The following is a 16,455-nucleotide window of genomic DNA, read 5'->3' as shown; positions in this document are numbered from 1 at the left end:
CTCCTTATTCCTCAAATGCCTCTACATAAGGAATATACGTTCCTTCATCTACTTCCTGTTTAATCACTTCATATTCTTCCTCACTAATTGGTATAAAACGAATATAATTACCTGCTCGCAAAAGAATTGGAGATAGACTGTTCGGATCATATAATTTTATAGGTGTTCTTCCAATAATCTGCCAGCCCCCTGGCGATTCAAGTGGATAAATCCCAGTTTGTTCACCTGCAATCCCTACAGATCCAGCCGGAATTGCTGAACGTGGACTTTCAAGTCTTGGTGTTGCAATCTCCTCCGACATTCCCCCGAGATAAGCAAACCCTGGGATGAAACCCATCATATAAATTAGGTATTCCGCACTTGAATGCGTCGAAACCACTTGTGATTCATCAAGATTATGCAGGTTGGCAACTGTTGCTAAATCCGGCCCTTTTTCCCCTCCATAGCAAACTGGTATATGCATGATTTCTGCAGGTGGAAGTTCCATAGCTGAAAGTCTATTTTGTAACTTCTCCATTTGAATTATTAATGCTTTATATAAAACCGTACATGGATCATATACAATCGTAACTGCTGTATACGTTGGAATCCACTCGATAACACCTGGTATTTTTTCCTTTTCTAATAACATACAAAAGCTACGGATTTGTTGGTTCGTTTCTTTTGATATATGTTCTCCAAACTGGATCCGTAATCCTGTATCACCGTAAGCACTTATTTGAAACATACGTATCCCACCATTAAAATTAATCAATTTTTGTTTAAAACCCGAAATTTAAACTTATAGAAATACCCTTCACTAGAACAACTGTGGTAATGTTTGAATTAGTGTTCTGATTCCAAGGAATGTTGTCAATACAACAATAATCACACCAAAAACCGTCAACCAGACAGGGTGCTTATAATCACCGACAATCTTTGTATTGTGTGCAGCTAGTAAAATAGATCCTAGTGTTAATGGCAAAATTAAACCATTTAGGGCACCAGCTAATACGAGTAATGTAACAGCCTGTCCAATGAATACAAAGACTATGGTTGAAAATAAAATAAAACCAATTATCCAATAGCGATAATATTGGTCAATTTTTTTGTGAAAAGTCCGTAAGAATGATACAGATGTATAGGCTGCACCGATAACAGAAGTAATCGCTGCTACCCAAAGTACAAGTCCAAACATACGATAGCCGAATTCACCTGCCGCATATTGGAAAACAGTTGCAGCAGGGTTATCCGGGTCAAGGGATACACCAGCTGAAACAACACCAAGCACTGCTAAGAATAGTAAAATCCGTATAGTGGAAGCAATTAGAATTCCCATGATGGATGTTCGATTTACTTCAGGTATGCTTTCCTTACCTGAAATACCCGCATCCAATAAACGGTGTCCACCAGAGAATGTTATGTACCCACCTACTGTACCACCAACGATCGTGATAATCGCATAAACATCAAGCTCCAAAGGTACGAAGGATCGATAAATTGCTTCGCCAACCGGTGGTTGACTAACAAACATTACATATGCAATAAGGAGAATAAGCAATGCCCCAAGCCATTTCACAACTTGGTCCATAGCTGCTCCTGCTTCTTTTGATAAAAATACAAAAATGGCAATTCCTGCTGTGATAACAGCACCGATTCTCGGATCAATTCCCATCATTACATTGATTCCAAGACCCGATCCACCAATATTACCAATATTAAACGCTATTCCACCAATCACAATGAATAGCGCTACAACAAAGCCTAACCCTGGTAAAACTGCATTGGCAATCTCCTGACCACGCATTTTGGAAACTGCAATAATTCTCCAAACATTTAACTGTGCACCGATGTCTAATATGATCGAAGCTAAAATAACAAAGCCAAAACTAGCCAATAGTGCTTCTGTAAAATACGCAGTTTGCGTTAAAAATCCTGGGCCGACTGCTGAAGTAGCCATTAAGAAAGCAGCGCCAATTAACGAATTTCTTCTGCTTTTCTTATCTTTCTCTGTCATCACTTGATGACCTCTATTTTTATCTGTCATGATGTCACTCTCCTATGTTGAAATACGCTCAGATTGATTGTCACTTATCGAATGGATGAATGAAAGATTTTATTATTATAGCACAAAACGTATTTTTGATAACTCATGAAGTAATTATTCGGTAAATATAGATTAAAAGTTGTTGTTGTAGCTGTAAAAAAATGAACAATATAACTCATTTTTCCCCATGTGAAATTGTCAAGTATATAGTTATTATGATGAGGCAAACTAACATTAGATATTTTAAAAATTTATTGTTTACATACAATTTAAACTTTATAAACAGAATAAAGTTTAAATTTTTTATATACAATATTGATCACACTTAGTATAAGCTAATGCTTCCTTATAAATTCTTAGATTTTCTCTATTTTACGCTCTATTATAGGAGTTTTATTTTTTTATATTCTGTGGTAAAGTGGCTTAAGAAAGTTGAAAATTGGTAGGTGAGCCTATTGGAAGAAAAGGCATCTTTAAAAATGATGCAAATTGAAGATAAATTTATTGAAAATATCGCGGATAATATGCGGATGTATGGCATTTCAACAACTGTCGGCAGAGTGTTGGGGATTATTTATATTAATAGAAATCCAATGACACTGGATGAGCTATCTGAAGCTACAGGAATGAGCAAAACGAGAATGAGTCAAGTTGTACGTGAAATGGTTGATCATAATATTGCCGAGAAAGTCTTTGAAAAGGGAGTTCGCAAAGACATTTATAATGTCGAGCAGGATTATTATCAGACCTTTATTTCCTTATTTACATCGGGATGGCAACGCGTAATTAAGCGAAATAGATTGGTTGGTAAAAAACTATCTGCTGAATTAGCAAATCTCCTTGAGAACGAAACAATAAATGAAGAAACCGAAGCTAAGATCAATGACCTATTAAACGAAACAAAAGAATGGCTGAACTATTATGACTGGCTCAACCGTTTAGTTGAATTTTTTGATAGTGGAGAAGTATTTAACTATGTCCCAAAAGAGAAATAGTCGGCAATTATAGAGCTTTTGCCAATTTTAATATAACCCTTCTCCATAAGTTGAACTGTCTTAAACGGTCTTTCAAAATACCCTACTTTTGCCAAACAAAAGCTGTTGATTTTATTAAAACCAACAGCTTTTATTTAATGGAATTCAAGAAATCCAAATTCCTCTCACTCCAAGATATCTTATCGCAATTCTAGTAATTTCTGCTTCAATTCTTCTTCCATGCCTTTTAGCTCTTGCTCTGCTTGATTTCGCTTTGACCGTCCCTCAGTTTGAATTTGAATCGTTTCCTCAATCGTAGAAACTAAATGCTCCTGTGTTTGTTTTAACGTATCAATATCAACGAGACCGCGTTCATTCTCTTTCGCTGTTTCAATCGTATTCGTTTTTAACATTTCTGCGTTTTTCAGCAATAATTCATTTGTTGTTTTCGATACTTGTTTTTGCGCTTCTACCGCATTGCGCTGACGTAATAACGTTAATGCAATCGCAACTTGATTTTTCCATAATGGAATAGCTGTTAAGATAGACGATTGAATTTTTTCGACAAGCGCTTGATTGGTATTTTGAATCAAACGAATTTGTGGAGCAGTTTGCATCGTAATTTGTCTGCTTAATTTCAAATCATGCGTCCGCTTCTCCAAACGATCAGCAAATTGCATGAGATCATTCACTTCTTGAAAATCCATTTGGCTTTGATTTATTTCTGCTTTTCGCTTTAATTCCGGAATTAATGTTGTTTCCATTTCTTCCAGTTTCACTTCACCGGCGGCAATATAAATATTCAATGCATCATAATAATCTCTATTTTGATCAAATAGCTGTTCCAGCATACCATTATCTGTAATCAATGCATCTTTACTTCGATCTAGCTTCACTCGAATACGATCGATTTGAGCACCTGTCTTTTGATACTTCGATAAAATTTCATTTACCGTACCGGAAATTTTACCAAACATTCGAGAAAGCAAGCCACGTTTTTCTGGTCGCAGCTCGTCTGGATTAACTTGCTCAAGCTTCTTCATTAAATCACTTAAAATCGAACCAATCTCGCCAACGTCCTGTTTTTGCACATGATCCAGCATTCCATGTGAAAAATTCAATAGCTTCGACTGTGCCTCTGTTCCATATTGTGCAATCGACCCGTTATTTTTGGGATCAATTTGATCTGCCAATTGTATCGCTCTTTCTTGATTTTCTTTCGATAATGTATGAATCAATTTCTCAGGCTTATCTGTTTCCTGATGTGCTACTGTTTCTGATGACGATTTTGATGACGGGAGTTTGCTCTCGCTCCCAAATGGATTTGCTAATATATCATCAATTGCTTGTGAAGGTTTATGTTGATTATGTTCACTCATTTCATCATCCCCTTGTTGTTCTTATTCATTCGATGAATGGACTGTTTCGCAACATCGAGTTCGAAATGTAACGTATCCATATCATCGTTAAGCATAACATGTAAATCCTTTCTTATCGTTTCTCCAAGGGTTGTAATGGTTTGACGTGTTTCCCTTAGTGAACTTTCCATTTCTCGAGTTTTAGCAGGCTGTGAAGCCAAGAATGCGTATTTTTCTGCTAGTTCAACAAGCGAATCCAAATGATTATAGAAAAAGCCTTCCGCTTGGTAAAAACGATTCGGATCACGCTTTGCATTTACATATATTTTTTGAGCTGTACGTGCAATTTCCAAATTTCGTTTGGCATCCTGAAGTGTCCGAACTCGAAATAATGCTTTTTGCAAACGGGACACCTTTTGCTTTGCTTCTTTCAAATTCGATTCGATAAATTTGTACTCTCTTCTTGTTAACCCATTCCTTTTCACATATCGATAATTTAAAATTTGCTTGGAAGTAATGAAAAACATAATTCCTCCCCCTATCGCAATCAAACTTGATACTAAGAAGGTTTGACTAAATGCAAAAAAGCCAACTAGCCAAGTTAATACAGTACCCATAAAGCCAAGCATGGATTGAATAATAAATTGTAAAAACGCCCTCAAATCCATCAACTCCTATATAAAATCCCTAATAGAACGAAATCAAAAAAAAGATGAAAAGAACAATACGTTTGTGACGGAACAGTTCCCCGTACCAGGGTTCCACAATATGTGCTAACTTCGAAGTGTCATTTTCACCAGACTTTTTGAACTACCTCTAAAGGCAATCGTTTAATAAATTCATTCCCCTACTATTATACTATTACGTCAGAGAGTCGCAATAGGTTTCAATTTTTTAAAATCCAAACAAATATGCCATAAGTTTTGTCGTAAGTTTTTAGTGAAACCATTCAAAACAAGTATCATACAAAAGGTTAATATATATTTGTACACACTTTACAAAATGTCTAATGAAGCGACTACAATTATTTATTATAATTCATATACTAGAATATTTAGAATAAACGTTCAAATTTCCATTTATTGGCAGCGCTTTCAATAATATAGAATTGAAAGCAAGTATAATCTACCATGTGATCTCAAATAAGATGGTGATAAAGTACACGTAAATTGCTATTGAAATTTACTTCTATATCATTTATCTTATATAATAATATCTGAATATTTATTAATTTTTATTTAGGGGTTATGTTTTGAAATTTAAAACTTCAAATACTTATTTAAGAGATCAAAAACAGTAATTCAATTAACAAAAGAACTCATGAAAATCCCTAGTTTTTATAGGTAAACAGTCCTAACAGAAGGCTGCGTTGCAATTCTTAAATGAATGAGGTGGTAGTATGAAACAACTAGGGAAAGAAAAACTACTCGAAGTAAAGGATCTAAAAGTTTATTTTGAAATAGGCCACGACAAAATCGCAAAGGCAGTTGATGGTGTCAGTTTTTCTATAAACAAAGGAGAAACGGTAGCATTAGTTGGAGAATCAGGCAGCGGTAAAAGTGTTACTTCCCTATCCATTATGCGACTAATTCCCACCCCACCCGGAAAAATAGTCGGTGGTTCTATTGAACTGGATGGGCAGGATTTACTTAGCTACACTGAAAAAAACATGAGAAAAGTCCGCGGTGAGGATATCGGCATGATTTTCCAAGAACCGATGACATCCCTCGATCCTGTCTTTAAGATCGAAAACCAATTGATAGAATCAATTATCTACCATCAACGGATTTCTAAAAAGGAAGCGAAACAACGTGCACTGGAGCTATTACAACTTGTTGGGATTGCCAATCCGGAAAAAGTATTACATGAATATCCCCATCAATTATCCGGGGGAATGCGCCAACGTGTCATGATAGCCATTGCAATGTCTAATAATCCAAAATTGCTCATTGCTGATGAGCCGACAACTGCTTTAGACGTAACCGTTCAAGCACAAATATTAAAATTAATGCTCAAAATGAAAGACTCGTTTAATTCTTCTATTTTATTAATTACGCACGACATGGGGGTTGTAGCAGAGACTGCTGATCGCGTGCTAGTTATGTATGGTGGACAAATTGTTGAAGAAGCGCAGGTTAAAGAATTATTTTTAAATCCTAAACATCCGTATACTGCAGCCCTGCTTCGGACCATTCCGAGCTTGGAACAAAATACGCGAAGATTACCTTCCATCCCTGGAAATGTCCCTCCTGCACATAAATTTCCAAAAGGCTGTCGCTTTGCTGATCGATGTGAATTTGCAATGGACATTTGCAGAGAATCTGCACCAGCGTTAGGCCGAATTTCAGATGGGCATCAGGTTCGTTGCCATCTCCCTTTTATGAAAGGAGGGCAAGAAATTGGAGAAGAAACAAGAAGTATTACTGGAAGTGTCTAATTTAAGAACCTATTTTCCTGTAAAAACAAATAAACTCCGGAAAAAAACCGTATTAAAAGCAGTCGATGATATCACTCTAACCGTTTTTAAAGGAGAAACACTTGGAATTGTTGGAGAATCTGGCTCTGGAAAATCCACCTTAGGACGAACTATTTTAAGGCTAGTCGAACCAACGGAGGGTGAAATTGTTTTCGAAGGTCAGCATATCGAAAACTTAAAATTAAGGGAACTGCAAGTGATTCGAAATCAAATGCAAGTGATATTCCAGGATCCATTTGGATCACTCAATCCTCGAATGAGAATTGAAGAGATTATTGAAGAACCTATTAAAATGCATACGAGATTATCAAAAATAGAGAGAAAAAATAGAATAAAAGAATTGATTGAAAAGGTCGGTTTATCGGAGGAAGCATTAAAAAAATTTCCCCATGAATTTTCAGGTGGGCAACGGCAACGAATTGGCATTGCTCGAGCATTAGCCATTAACCCCAAATTTATCATTGCAGATGAACCAGTAAGTGCTCTGGATGTTTCCATCCAATCTCAAGTTTTGAATCTTATGATGGATTTACAAGATGAATTTCACTTAACCTATTTATTTATCTCTCATGATTTGAGTGTCATTAAACATATAAGTGATCGAGTTGCAGTCATGTATCTAGGGAGAATTGTAGAAATAGGTACCAAAGAATCCCTTTATAAGAATCCACTGCACCCATATACAAAAGCACTTCTCTCATCCATACCTGTTGTTGATTTCGAAAATAAACGGGAAGAAATCATGATTTCTGGTGAGTTACCAAGTCCAGTAGACCCACCGGTTGGCTGTGCTTTCCATACGAGATGTCCATTTGCGATGGATATATGTAGGCTTAAACGCCCACAATTAAAAGATAAGAATGAGGATCAACAGGTAGCCTGCTTTTTATATGAAGAAGAACAAACAATTGAGAGAGAACCTAATCATTTAGTAGAAATTTGAAGGTGATTAATTTGCTGAAATTTGAGAATATCACAGATGTCCCTGGTATTAAAGTAGGTAATGTCGAGGATATAGAGGCATTAACGGGTTGCACTTCGATTTTAACTGAAGATGGTGCAAGTTGCGGTGTCGATGTCCGTGGTTCTGCTCCTGGCACAAGGGAAACGGATGCACTCGATCCAATTAATGCAATTCAAGAAGTACATGCAATTTGCTTGGCTGGTGGGAGTGCTTACGGTTTAGAAGCAGCGTCTGGTGTAATGAGCTATTTAGAAGAAAAAAATATTGGACTTCATGTTGGCGTTGCAAGGATACCAATTGTTCCTAGTGCTGTTATTTTCGACCTTGATATTGGTGACCCAAACGTACGGCCTAATTTTCAAATGGGTTATGAATCTGCTAAAAAAGCTATGGTTGGAGATTTTCCTCAGGGAAATGTGGGTGCCGGTTGTGGAGCAACAGTAGGAAAACTAGCTGGCACAGATAAAGCAATGAAGTCAGGGTTAGGTAGTTCCTCTCTTGAAGGAGTTTCTGATTTAATAGTCGGAGCGATTGTTTCAGTAAATGCTGTAGGTGATATTAAACATCCGGATACAAATACAATACTTGCAGGAGCTTGGGACTCAGATGCGTCCGTATTCATCAATTGTGTCGAGTACATAAAACAGAACCTCTCTCTCCCAGCTCAAGCAGGAACAAACACAACAATTGGTGTTGTTGCAATGAATGCAAAACTAACAAAAGCTGAGGCTAAGAAGATTGCTAGCCTTACACAAAATGCATTAGCACGAACAATATTCCCTGTTCACACCATGTTTGATGGCGATACAATTTTTGTGTTAGGGACGGGTACGAAAGAATATCCAGTGGATTACTTAGGGACGCTGGCAGCTGAAGCAATGGAAAAGGCGATTGTAAAAGCTGTGAAAGCAGCAGAATCTATTAATCATATGGAATGTTATGCCAGTATACAGAAAAATAAGGGGTGAATGCAGTGTTAAAGAGAAAACTTTGGTTATCATTCGTTTTGATTTTCGTACTATTTTTAATTGGTGCTTGTTCAAATTCCGAGGGAGATAATAGTTCAACAGCAAAGAGTGGTGAAACAACTGGACAATCATCGTCTGAAGCACAGGAAATTCGCGTTCGTATCAATGACGATCCAGACTTTTTAGATCCGCATCATGCAACAGCATCGATTTCCTTTCAAATGATTTTAAATATGTTTGAAGGTTTATTTATTCCGGAACCAGATGGATCCTTAACTGAAGGAATTGCAGAGAGCTATGAAGTATCTGATGATGGTTTAACGTATACCTTTAAAATTCGTGAAGGGGTTACCTTCCATAACGGTGAAGATTTAACAATAGATGACATTATGTATACATTTGAGCGTTTAATGGGACTAGCTGGTGGAGAAAAGCTATCCAATAACTTTGATAATGTTGATTCCATTGACACACTTGATGACACAACCTTCGTTATGACATTAAAAGAACCAAACTCGAACTTTCTATATTCATTAACAGCATTACAATCAGCGATTATACCAAAAAGTAATGACGAAAAACATAATGAAAATCCAATTGGTACAGGTCCTTTTGCCTTTGTAAACTACTCACCTGGATCAAGTTTGCAAATGAAAAAACATGAGGAATATTGGCAAGATGGATTACCACATTTAGATAAAGTAGATTTTATTTTCCAATCGGATGACCAAGCAGCTGTAATGAATCTATTAGCAAATGAGGTAAATCTAACCGGAATTCCTGGGCATCGTGTTTCTGAAGTAGAAGGAAACTTTAATGTCTCGCATCAACATAATAACTCTAGCTTAATTATTACATTTAATGGTGATAAAGAGCCGTTTAATGATGTAAAAGTTCGACAAGCTATTAACTATGCAATTAATAAACAAGATATTATTGATTCTGTATTTTCCGGCTATGCAACACCAATTGGTTCGAATATGAGCCCTGCGATGGGTGATTATTACTTAGACGGGCTTCAGGAGGTTTATAACCGTGATGTAGAGAAAGCAAAGGAGCTCCTTGCAGAGGCTGGTTATGCGGATGGATTTTCAACAAAAATAACGGTATCTTCACATAACGATATTTACACCAGTATTGCTCAGATTGCTGTTGAAAACTTAAAGGAAATTGGAATTGATGTTGAAATTGAGGTAGTTGAATGGGGAATTTGGTTAGAGCGAGTCTACTTCGGTCGAGATTATGAAATGACAACCATTGATTTAACAGGGCGTCCATCTGCTTACGAAGTTCTAAATGACTATGTTTCTGAAAACGATGCAGAAAATTTCTTCCTCTTTCAAAATGAGGAATTTGACCAAGTCATGACAGATGTTCTAATGGAATCAGATCGCGATAAGCAGATTGAATACTATCAACGTGCTCAAGAAATTTTAAATGAACAAGCACCGGCTGTATATATAGCTGATTATCAAATTCTATGGGGCTCTACGAATAATATTACAGGTCTAAAAAGTTATCCATTCTGGTTCCACGATATGAAGGAAGTTAAATTCGAATAGTGAAGGGCTGGTACTATGTTCTATATCATTCGTCGCATCATTTTACTTTTTATAACGGTAGCACTTGTGTCGGTCATTACGTTTGCAGTCTTTCAAGTATTACCAGGTGATCCAATACGAACGATGCTCGGTACTGAGGCGGATGAGACGCAAATTGAAAACATGAGAAGCGAGTTAGGTTTAGATCGTCCTTTATATGAACAGTACTTCACTTGGATTAAAGGATTATTCACTGGTGATTTAGGGAATTCAATTCGTTTTTCAATGCCCGTCAGCACATTACTAATGGAACGCTTGCCTGTGACATTATCTGTAGCGAGTATAGCATTAGTAATCGTTTTACTTGTTGCACTTCCTTTAGGAATTTTCGCAGCTCGTCGAAAAAATAAAGCTAGTGATGTCGTATTATCATCTGTGACGCAATTGGGGATGGCTATCCCCTCCTTCTGGCTCGGAATGATTTTTATTCTCTATATCGGGATGAATGTAGACTTCTTCCGAATAAATGGATATGTTCCATGGACTGAAAGTATCCAAGGTGCATTAAGTACACTACTATTACCAGCATTAACAATTGCTATTCCACAAATTGCTGTGAAATTCCGATATGTTCGGACATCGATTTTAGAACAAGTTCAGCTTGATTATGTAAGAACCATTCGAAGTAAAGGACTACCAGAGAAAATCGTTGTCTATAAACATATATTGAAAAATGCAATGATCCCGATTCTCACCATTTTCGGATTGATCACTGCCGAAATAGTAGCAGGGACAATTATCGTTGAGCAGGTTTTTGCTTTGCCTGGAATAGGACAATTGTTAATTACATCGATTAGCAATCGGGATTTCCCACTCGTACAAGGAATCGTAATGTATATAACCGTTGCTGTTGTCTTTATAAACTTTGTTGTGGACATTTTATATTCTGTCGTCGATCCACGAATCCGGTTACGTTAGGAAGTGTAAACCATGCAAAAACACAAAAAAAATATCAATCTCCTATTGGGATCGGGAATACTACTTATCTTTGTCGGCGTATTAATTGTAAGTTTTTTCTATACTCCTTACGATGTTAACTCGATGGATATTCCGAATAAACTAAAAGAACCAAGTGCAACACATATCTTTGGGACAGACGAATTTGGTCGTGATATTTTCAGCAGGATTTTAAAAGGCAGCCAAACGGCGTTTTTAGTTGGCATACTGACCATTGCTATCGGCGGATTCTTCGGTGTATTAATTGGAGGAATTGCTGGCTATGTAGGTGGTTGGCTTGATGAAGTGTTCATGAGATTTATGGATGCTCTCATGGCCTTCCCAGGCATTATTTTAGCTTTAATGCTTGTCGCCGTTTTTGGTCCAGGAATAATTAACACTTCTATCGCACTTGGCATTATTGCTATTCCAAGTATCGCAAGGGTAACAAGGAGTGGTTTTGTACAGCAAAAGGAAGCAGAATATGTGACTGCAGCCAAGCTAATTGGAGTGAAAAACTACAAAATAATGTTTAAGCATATTTTACCAAACGTTTCTTCACAAATTATCGTAGCTCTATCCATTGCCTTTGCAATTGCCATGCTAGCAGAAGCAGCACTCAGTTATTTAGGTTTGGGCGTACAGCCTCCAGATCCAAGCTGGGGAAGAATGTTAAAGGACGCTCAAAGCTATTTAATCAACTCTCCTTGGTACACGTATGCACCTGGTGGGGCAATCACATTACTCGTATTAGGTTTATACCTATTAAGCAACGCATTAAGGGATTTAATGGATCCTCGTTCAAAATAAAGGGATGGTTCTTATGCAACTTTCGCATAAGAACCATCCCTTCTTTACATGTCATATTTCACGGCAATATTTTTAATTTGAACATAATTATTCAAAGCTTCAAACCCTTTTTCTCTGCCTATTCCGCTTTTCTTATAGCCTCCGAATGGCATTTGAACCCCGCCACCTGCACCATAATTATTTACAAATACTTGACCAGACTTGACTCTAGATGCTGTATAATGAGCTGTATTAACATTTGAAGTCCAGATTCCTGTTACTAAACCATATTCCGTCTGATTAGCAAGCCCAATTGCTTCTTCTATATCTTCAAAGGTAAAAACAGTAAGAACCGGGCCAAAAATTTCCTCCTGTGCCAATATGCTATCATGCGACACTCCGTCAATAATGGTTGGTTGAATATAATAGCCGCCTGCACCTTCAACTGTAATCGGCTCTCCCCCAGTAAGAATTTTCCCTTCTTTTTTACCTAATTCTAAGTAAGACAATACCTTCTCATATTGACATTTATTTAAAATTGGTCCAATATCTGGATCATCTATTCCTCGACCAACTTTTAGTGCAGCAAATTTTTCTACCAATTGATTAACAAATGTCTCTTTAATCGATGAATGGACAAGTAATCTTGAGCCAGCTGAACATGTCTGCCCTGCATTTTGGACGATTGCATTCTTAACACCTTCTGCAGCCTTTTCTAAATCCGCATCCTGAAACACGATGTTCGGAGATTTTCCTCCTAACTCCAATGTTACTGGTGTAACACTTTCCGCAGCAGACTTCATGACAGTAATTCCTGTTTGTACAGAGCCAGTGAACGTAATTTGGTCGACACCTTCATGGGAAACCAGATAACTTCCAGCATTTGCACCAAGCCCTGTCACATGTTGGAAAATTCCTTTTGGCAGCTTACTTTCAGAGAAACCTTTTGCCAAGGCATCAGCTGTTAATGGCGTATCTTCTGCGCTTTTGACAATAACAGCATTCCCTGTTGCAATTGCAGCAGCTACACTTCTGGACATAATTTGAATCGGGTAATTCCAAGGGATAATATGCGCTGTTACTCCCATTGGCTCGAGTACGGTTACATCAAGAAGTCCATCCTCAATCGGAATGCTATCCCCCATAAGCTTATCTGCTGCTCCAGCATAGAATTCAAAGTACCTTGCAGCTGCCTCGATATCATTCCTGGCTTGTGTCATCGGTTTTCCAACATCAAGACATTCCAATTCACTTAGCTTATCTGCATGTTCACGAATGTAAGTTGCCATCTCCATTAACAACTGTCCACGCTCATGCGGTTTAAATCCCTTCCACTCCTTACTTTCAAAAGCTGCACATGCAACTTCTACAGCATTATCAATTTGCTTTTTCGTTGCATTCACAATTTCCGCTAGCTTTTCACCTGTTGATGGATTATATACTGGAAGCCATTCATCTTCCTCAGCTCCAACCCATTCTCCATTAATTAGCATTTTTATCTTTTCCATTTCTTTTCCCCTTTCTACAAACTTCTTCCACCATCCACATGGAGTGTTGCCCCAGTAACCATCTTTGCTCCATCTGATAACAGATAGTTAATCGCTTCCGCAATATCAGTCGGTTTAATTAATTCACCTAATGGTACACTCATTTTAAAATCGTCTAGTGTTAATCCATTCTCTTGGTCCTTCTCGGATGGAAATTGCACCAGCATTTGTGTTTCCGCTGGCCCCGGATGTAGTACGTTAACACGAATTTTATCTTGGGCAACTTCAATTGCAAGTGCTTTTGAAAAAGCTTCTACAGCACCCTTGGTTGCGATATAAGCTTGGAGACCTGGTCTTGGTCTTGCAACAGAAACAGAGCCAACATTTACAATTGCCCCTCCTTCTTGATTTTTCATGTAAGAAACGGCTTCCTTACATGTTAAAAATATAGAAGTAGCATTAATACCAATAATTTTATTCCAAAAATCTAAAGAAACATCCTGAATTGGAGTCGATGGTTGGGCTATCCCAGCAAGATTCACTAGCCCATTTATTTTTCCATATGTTTCAAAAACCTGTTTAAACACTTCTTTAATTCGGTTACTATCTAAAAGATTTACTTCTTCCTTTTGGAAGTTTTCATGCGTTATGTGTGTCATACCTTCTAGCGAAATATCAATACCAACAACGATTGCTCCTTCAGAAAGTAATGTAGATACGACTTCGTTTCCCATACCTCCCCCGGCACCGGTTACGATAAAAACTTTTTCCTGCTGCTTCATTCTCTCACCCCTCTAGAATTTTATTAACAATCTGATCAGCCAACTCAGTTGTCGACGCATTTCCACCTAAATCTGGTGTTAAGTTATCACCTTTCATTAACACGCTTTCAATTGCATTTAAAACTACTTCGGCTAATTCGAAATAACCAAAATGATCCAGCATCAAACTGATACTCCAAATTTGTGCAACCGGATTAGCTATTCCTTTGCCCGCAATATCCGGTGCGGATCCGTGAATTGGTTCAAACATAGATGGATACGTACCTTCCGGATTGATATTTCCAGATGGGGCAATACCAATACCTCCCGCAACCGCTGCACCTAAGTCCGTTAAAATATCTCCAAATAAATTACTCGCAACGACCACTTCAAATTCTTCTGGCTTTAAGACGAAAAAAGCAGCCAGGGCATCTATATGATATAAATGGAACGGGATCGAAGGATAGTCTTTCGATATTTCGCGGACGATATCATCCCAAAACGGCATCGAATAATTCATCGCATTCGATTTTGTCGCAACGGAAAGCTTGTTCTTCCCCTTTTGTTTGGCATACTCAAATGCATACTTAACAATCCGTTCTGTCCCATACCTTGTGAATACACTATTTTGGATAACCGTTTCATGAGGTGTATTCTCATGAAGTTTCCCACCGCTATTCGAATATTCACCTTCTGTATTTTCCCGAATCACCGTAAAATCGATATCTTCTACCGACTTGTAACGCAGTGGACTCTCAATCCCTTTTAATAGCTTAATCGGGCGTAAATTGACATACTGCTGGAAAGCTCTGCGAATGGGCAATATTAGCTCCCACACAGAAATATGGTCTGGAACCTCCGGTGCGCCTACCGCCCCAAATAGAATGGCATCATAGTCTTTCAGGATCTCTAAGCCATCCTCCGGCATCATCTCACCAGCTTCTAGATAACGCTTACAATTCCAATCAAATTCGTTTCGCTCAAATGAAAGACCCCCATGCAGCTCTTCTAATGCTTTTAATACTTTATACCCTTCGTTCATAACTTCTGGACCGATACCGTCACCTGGAATTGAGGCGATGTTAATATACTTCATTTTTTCAGCTCCATTCTTAGTACATCATACGTATTATGTATATGGTATAATAAAAAACAAGTGTTGTAAACGGATAAATCAAAAAATTCATTATACTCTCAAAAAACGAATACGTTGAGCTAGTTAAAGGAAAACAAGTACGAGGAGCGACTAGTTTTTTTGGTCTATAGCTAACTATGGAACCTCGTCCATTTTGTTAGAATTTGGTTTAAATACAATATAAATTTGGAGTGAATAGAATGAGTCATTTTAAAAAATTAAGTTCAGCAAATAAACGATCAACAGAGATTGTGTCACAAATTAAAACCCATTTATTAAATGGTTTATTAAAGCCTGGTGATAAACTACCAACCGAAGAAGAATTAGTAGAACAATTTGGCGTAAGCAGAACACCAATCAGGGAAGCAATTAAAACATTGGAGGCAATCGGGATTGTTCAAATTAAACGAGGAGAAGGCATGTTTATTACCAAACAACCTACGAGTGTTTCGCTTAATCCATTGATTTTCAGTCTTTTATTGCTCAATGAAAGTTTGGATAAACTGATTGAGTTCAGACAACACTTTGAAGTCATGATGATGAATGTAATAAAATCAAATTGGTCAGAAGAAAAAATTGCGAAGATTAGACAAGTATATGAAACTCAAAAAGAAACGCTAGTATCCGATATTTCTACTGAAAAATTAGTAGAAATTGATTTAACGTTCCATTTTGCGATACTTGAAACTACAGAAAATGAATATATGATGGAGATCGGTAAAACCATTTATGAATTGTATAAACCAAAAATGCTCCAGGCCAAACATACATTTGATGTAGAAAAAACCTTAAAAGCGCATAAATACCATCTAGAGCTACTTTCAACTAAAGAACCACTCACACAAAAGCAGATAGATGAAATGATCAAGTATAATAAAGAATGGATTGGATAAATGATCCAGTCTAGTTATTTACCATTTCTTATCAATATTCTAGATAAATCGCTTTACTTAACTTGAATTTTGTCGGGATTTTCTTTT

The 16,455-nt window shown here is 37.3% G+C and carries 15 protein-coding genes; 8 read left to right on the top strand and 7 right to left on the bottom strand.

What is annotated here, in order from left to right; genetic code table 11:
• Positions 1-4 precede the first annotated feature (4 nt).
• On the bottom strand, positions 5-727 hold the full coding sequence (gene pxpB, locus F1560_RS05755) for a 5-oxoprolinase subunit PxpB (protein WP_149473682.1): 723 nt from the start codon (positions 725-727) through the stop codon (positions 5-7).
• A gap of 72 nt (positions 728-799) precedes the next feature.
• Positions 800-2,026 carry an NRAMP family divalent metal transporter gene (locus F1560_RS05750; protein ID WP_149473681.1) on the bottom strand — a complete coding sequence of 409 codons (1,227 nt, stop codon included), beginning with the start codon at positions 2,024-2,026 and terminating at the stop codon, positions 800-802.
• Positions 2,027-2,505: 479 nt separating this feature from the next.
• Between F1560_RS05750 and F1560_RS05745 the strand changes: the two genes are divergently transcribed.
• On the top strand, positions 2,506-3,021 hold the full coding sequence (locus F1560_RS05745; protein ID WP_149473727.1) for a GbsR/MarR family transcriptional regulator: 516 nt from the start codon (positions 2,506-2,508) through the stop codon (positions 3,019-3,021).
• Positions 3,022-3,200: 179 nt separating this feature from the next.
• On the opposite strand, the gene F1560_RS05740 is transcribed toward F1560_RS05745, so the two are convergent.
• Together F1560_RS05740 and F1560_RS05735 are read right to left on the bottom strand one after the other, a co-directional pair.
• Positions 3,201-4,379 (bottom strand): toxic anion resistance protein, encoded by a 1,179-nt coding sequence (locus tag F1560_RS05740; protein WP_149473680.1) that lies wholly within the window; start codon positions 4,377-4,379, stop codon positions 3,201-3,203.
• A complete protein-coding gene (locus F1560_RS05735; protein WP_149473679.1) occupies positions 4,376-5,026 on the bottom strand; it encodes a 5-bromo-4-chloroindolyl phosphate hydrolysis family protein in 651 nt (216 codons plus the stop codon). Before F1560_RS05735 ends, F1560_RS05740 begins: the two co-directional genes overlap by 4 nt.
• Positions 5,027-5,757: 731 nt before the next feature.
• On the opposite strand from F1560_RS05735, the gene F1560_RS05730 reads away from it, so the two are divergent.
• The 6 genes from F1560_RS05730 to F1560_RS05705 are packed head-to-tail and all read left to right on the top strand — an operon-like array spanning position 5,758 to position 12,113.
• On the top strand, positions 5,758-6,795 hold the full coding sequence (locus tag F1560_RS05730) for an ABC transporter ATP-binding protein (protein WP_149473678.1): 1,038 nt from the start codon (positions 5,758-5,760) through the stop codon (positions 6,793-6,795).
• Positions 6,758-7,777 (top strand): ABC transporter ATP-binding protein, encoded by a 1,020-nt coding sequence (locus F1560_RS05725; protein ID WP_149473677.1) that lies wholly within the window; start codon positions 6,758-6,760, stop codon positions 7,775-7,777. Before F1560_RS05730 ends, F1560_RS05725 begins: the two co-directional genes overlap by 38 nt.
• 14 nt (positions 7,778-7,791) lie before the next feature.
• Positions 7,792-8,766: a P1 family peptidase gene (locus tag F1560_RS05720; protein ID WP_149473726.1), complete on the top strand. Its 975-nt coding sequence runs from the start codon at positions 7,792-7,794 to the stop codon at positions 8,764-8,766.
• A gap of 5 nt (positions 8,767-8,771) precedes the next feature.
• Entirely contained in the window at positions 8,772-10,328 is a 1,557-nt protein-coding gene (locus F1560_RS05715; protein ID WP_246811908.1) for an ABC transporter substrate-binding protein, read from the top strand.
• A gap of 15 nt (positions 10,329-10,343) precedes the next feature.
• Positions 10,344-11,285 (top strand): ABC transporter permease, encoded by a 942-nt coding sequence (locus F1560_RS05710; protein WP_149473676.1) that lies wholly within the window; start codon positions 10,344-10,346, stop codon positions 11,283-11,285.
• Between the two features lie 12 nt (positions 11,286-11,297).
• Positions 11,298-12,113 (top strand): ABC transporter permease, encoded by an 816-nt coding sequence (locus F1560_RS05705; protein ID WP_149473675.1) that lies wholly within the window; start codon positions 11,298-11,300, stop codon positions 12,111-12,113.
• Positions 12,114-12,157: 44 nt separating this feature from the next.
• Here F1560_RS05705 and F1560_RS05700 read toward each other — a convergent pair whose 3' ends face one another.
• From F1560_RS05700 to F1560_RS05690, 3 genes are read right to left on the bottom strand one after another with little or no spacing between them, the layout of a single operon-like run.
• Positions 12,158-13,600, bottom strand: coding sequence for an aldehyde dehydrogenase family protein (locus F1560_RS05700; protein WP_149473674.1), 1,443 nt, complete (start codon positions 13,598-13,600; stop codon positions 12,158-12,160).
• Between the two features lie 14 nt (positions 13,601-13,614).
• A complete protein-coding gene (locus tag F1560_RS05695) occupies positions 13,615-14,361 on the bottom strand; it encodes an SDR family NAD(P)-dependent oxidoreductase (RefSeq protein ID WP_149473673.1) in 747 nt (248 codons plus the stop codon).
• Positions 14,362-14,365: 4 nt separating this feature from the next.
• Positions 14,366-15,436 (bottom strand): tartrate dehydrogenase, encoded by a 1,071-nt coding sequence (locus F1560_RS05690; RefSeq protein WP_149473672.1) that lies wholly within the window; start codon positions 15,434-15,436, stop codon positions 14,366-14,368.
• A 239-nt stretch (positions 15,437-15,675) separates the two neighbouring features.
• Between F1560_RS05690 and F1560_RS05685 the strand changes: the two genes are divergently transcribed.
• A complete protein-coding gene (locus tag F1560_RS05685) occupies positions 15,676-16,368 on the top strand; it encodes a FadR/GntR family transcriptional regulator (protein ID WP_149473671.1) in 693 nt (230 codons plus the stop codon).
• Positions 16,369-16,455: the final 87 nt, after the last annotated feature.

This window comes from Oceanobacillus polygoni (assembly GCF_008304605.1).
GTDB lineage: Bacteria > Bacillota > Bacilli > Bacillales > Amphibacillaceae > Oceanobacillus > Oceanobacillus polygoni.
Note: the sequence above shows the minus strand (reverse complement) of the source record. Positions and strands in the feature narration are given on the sequence as shown.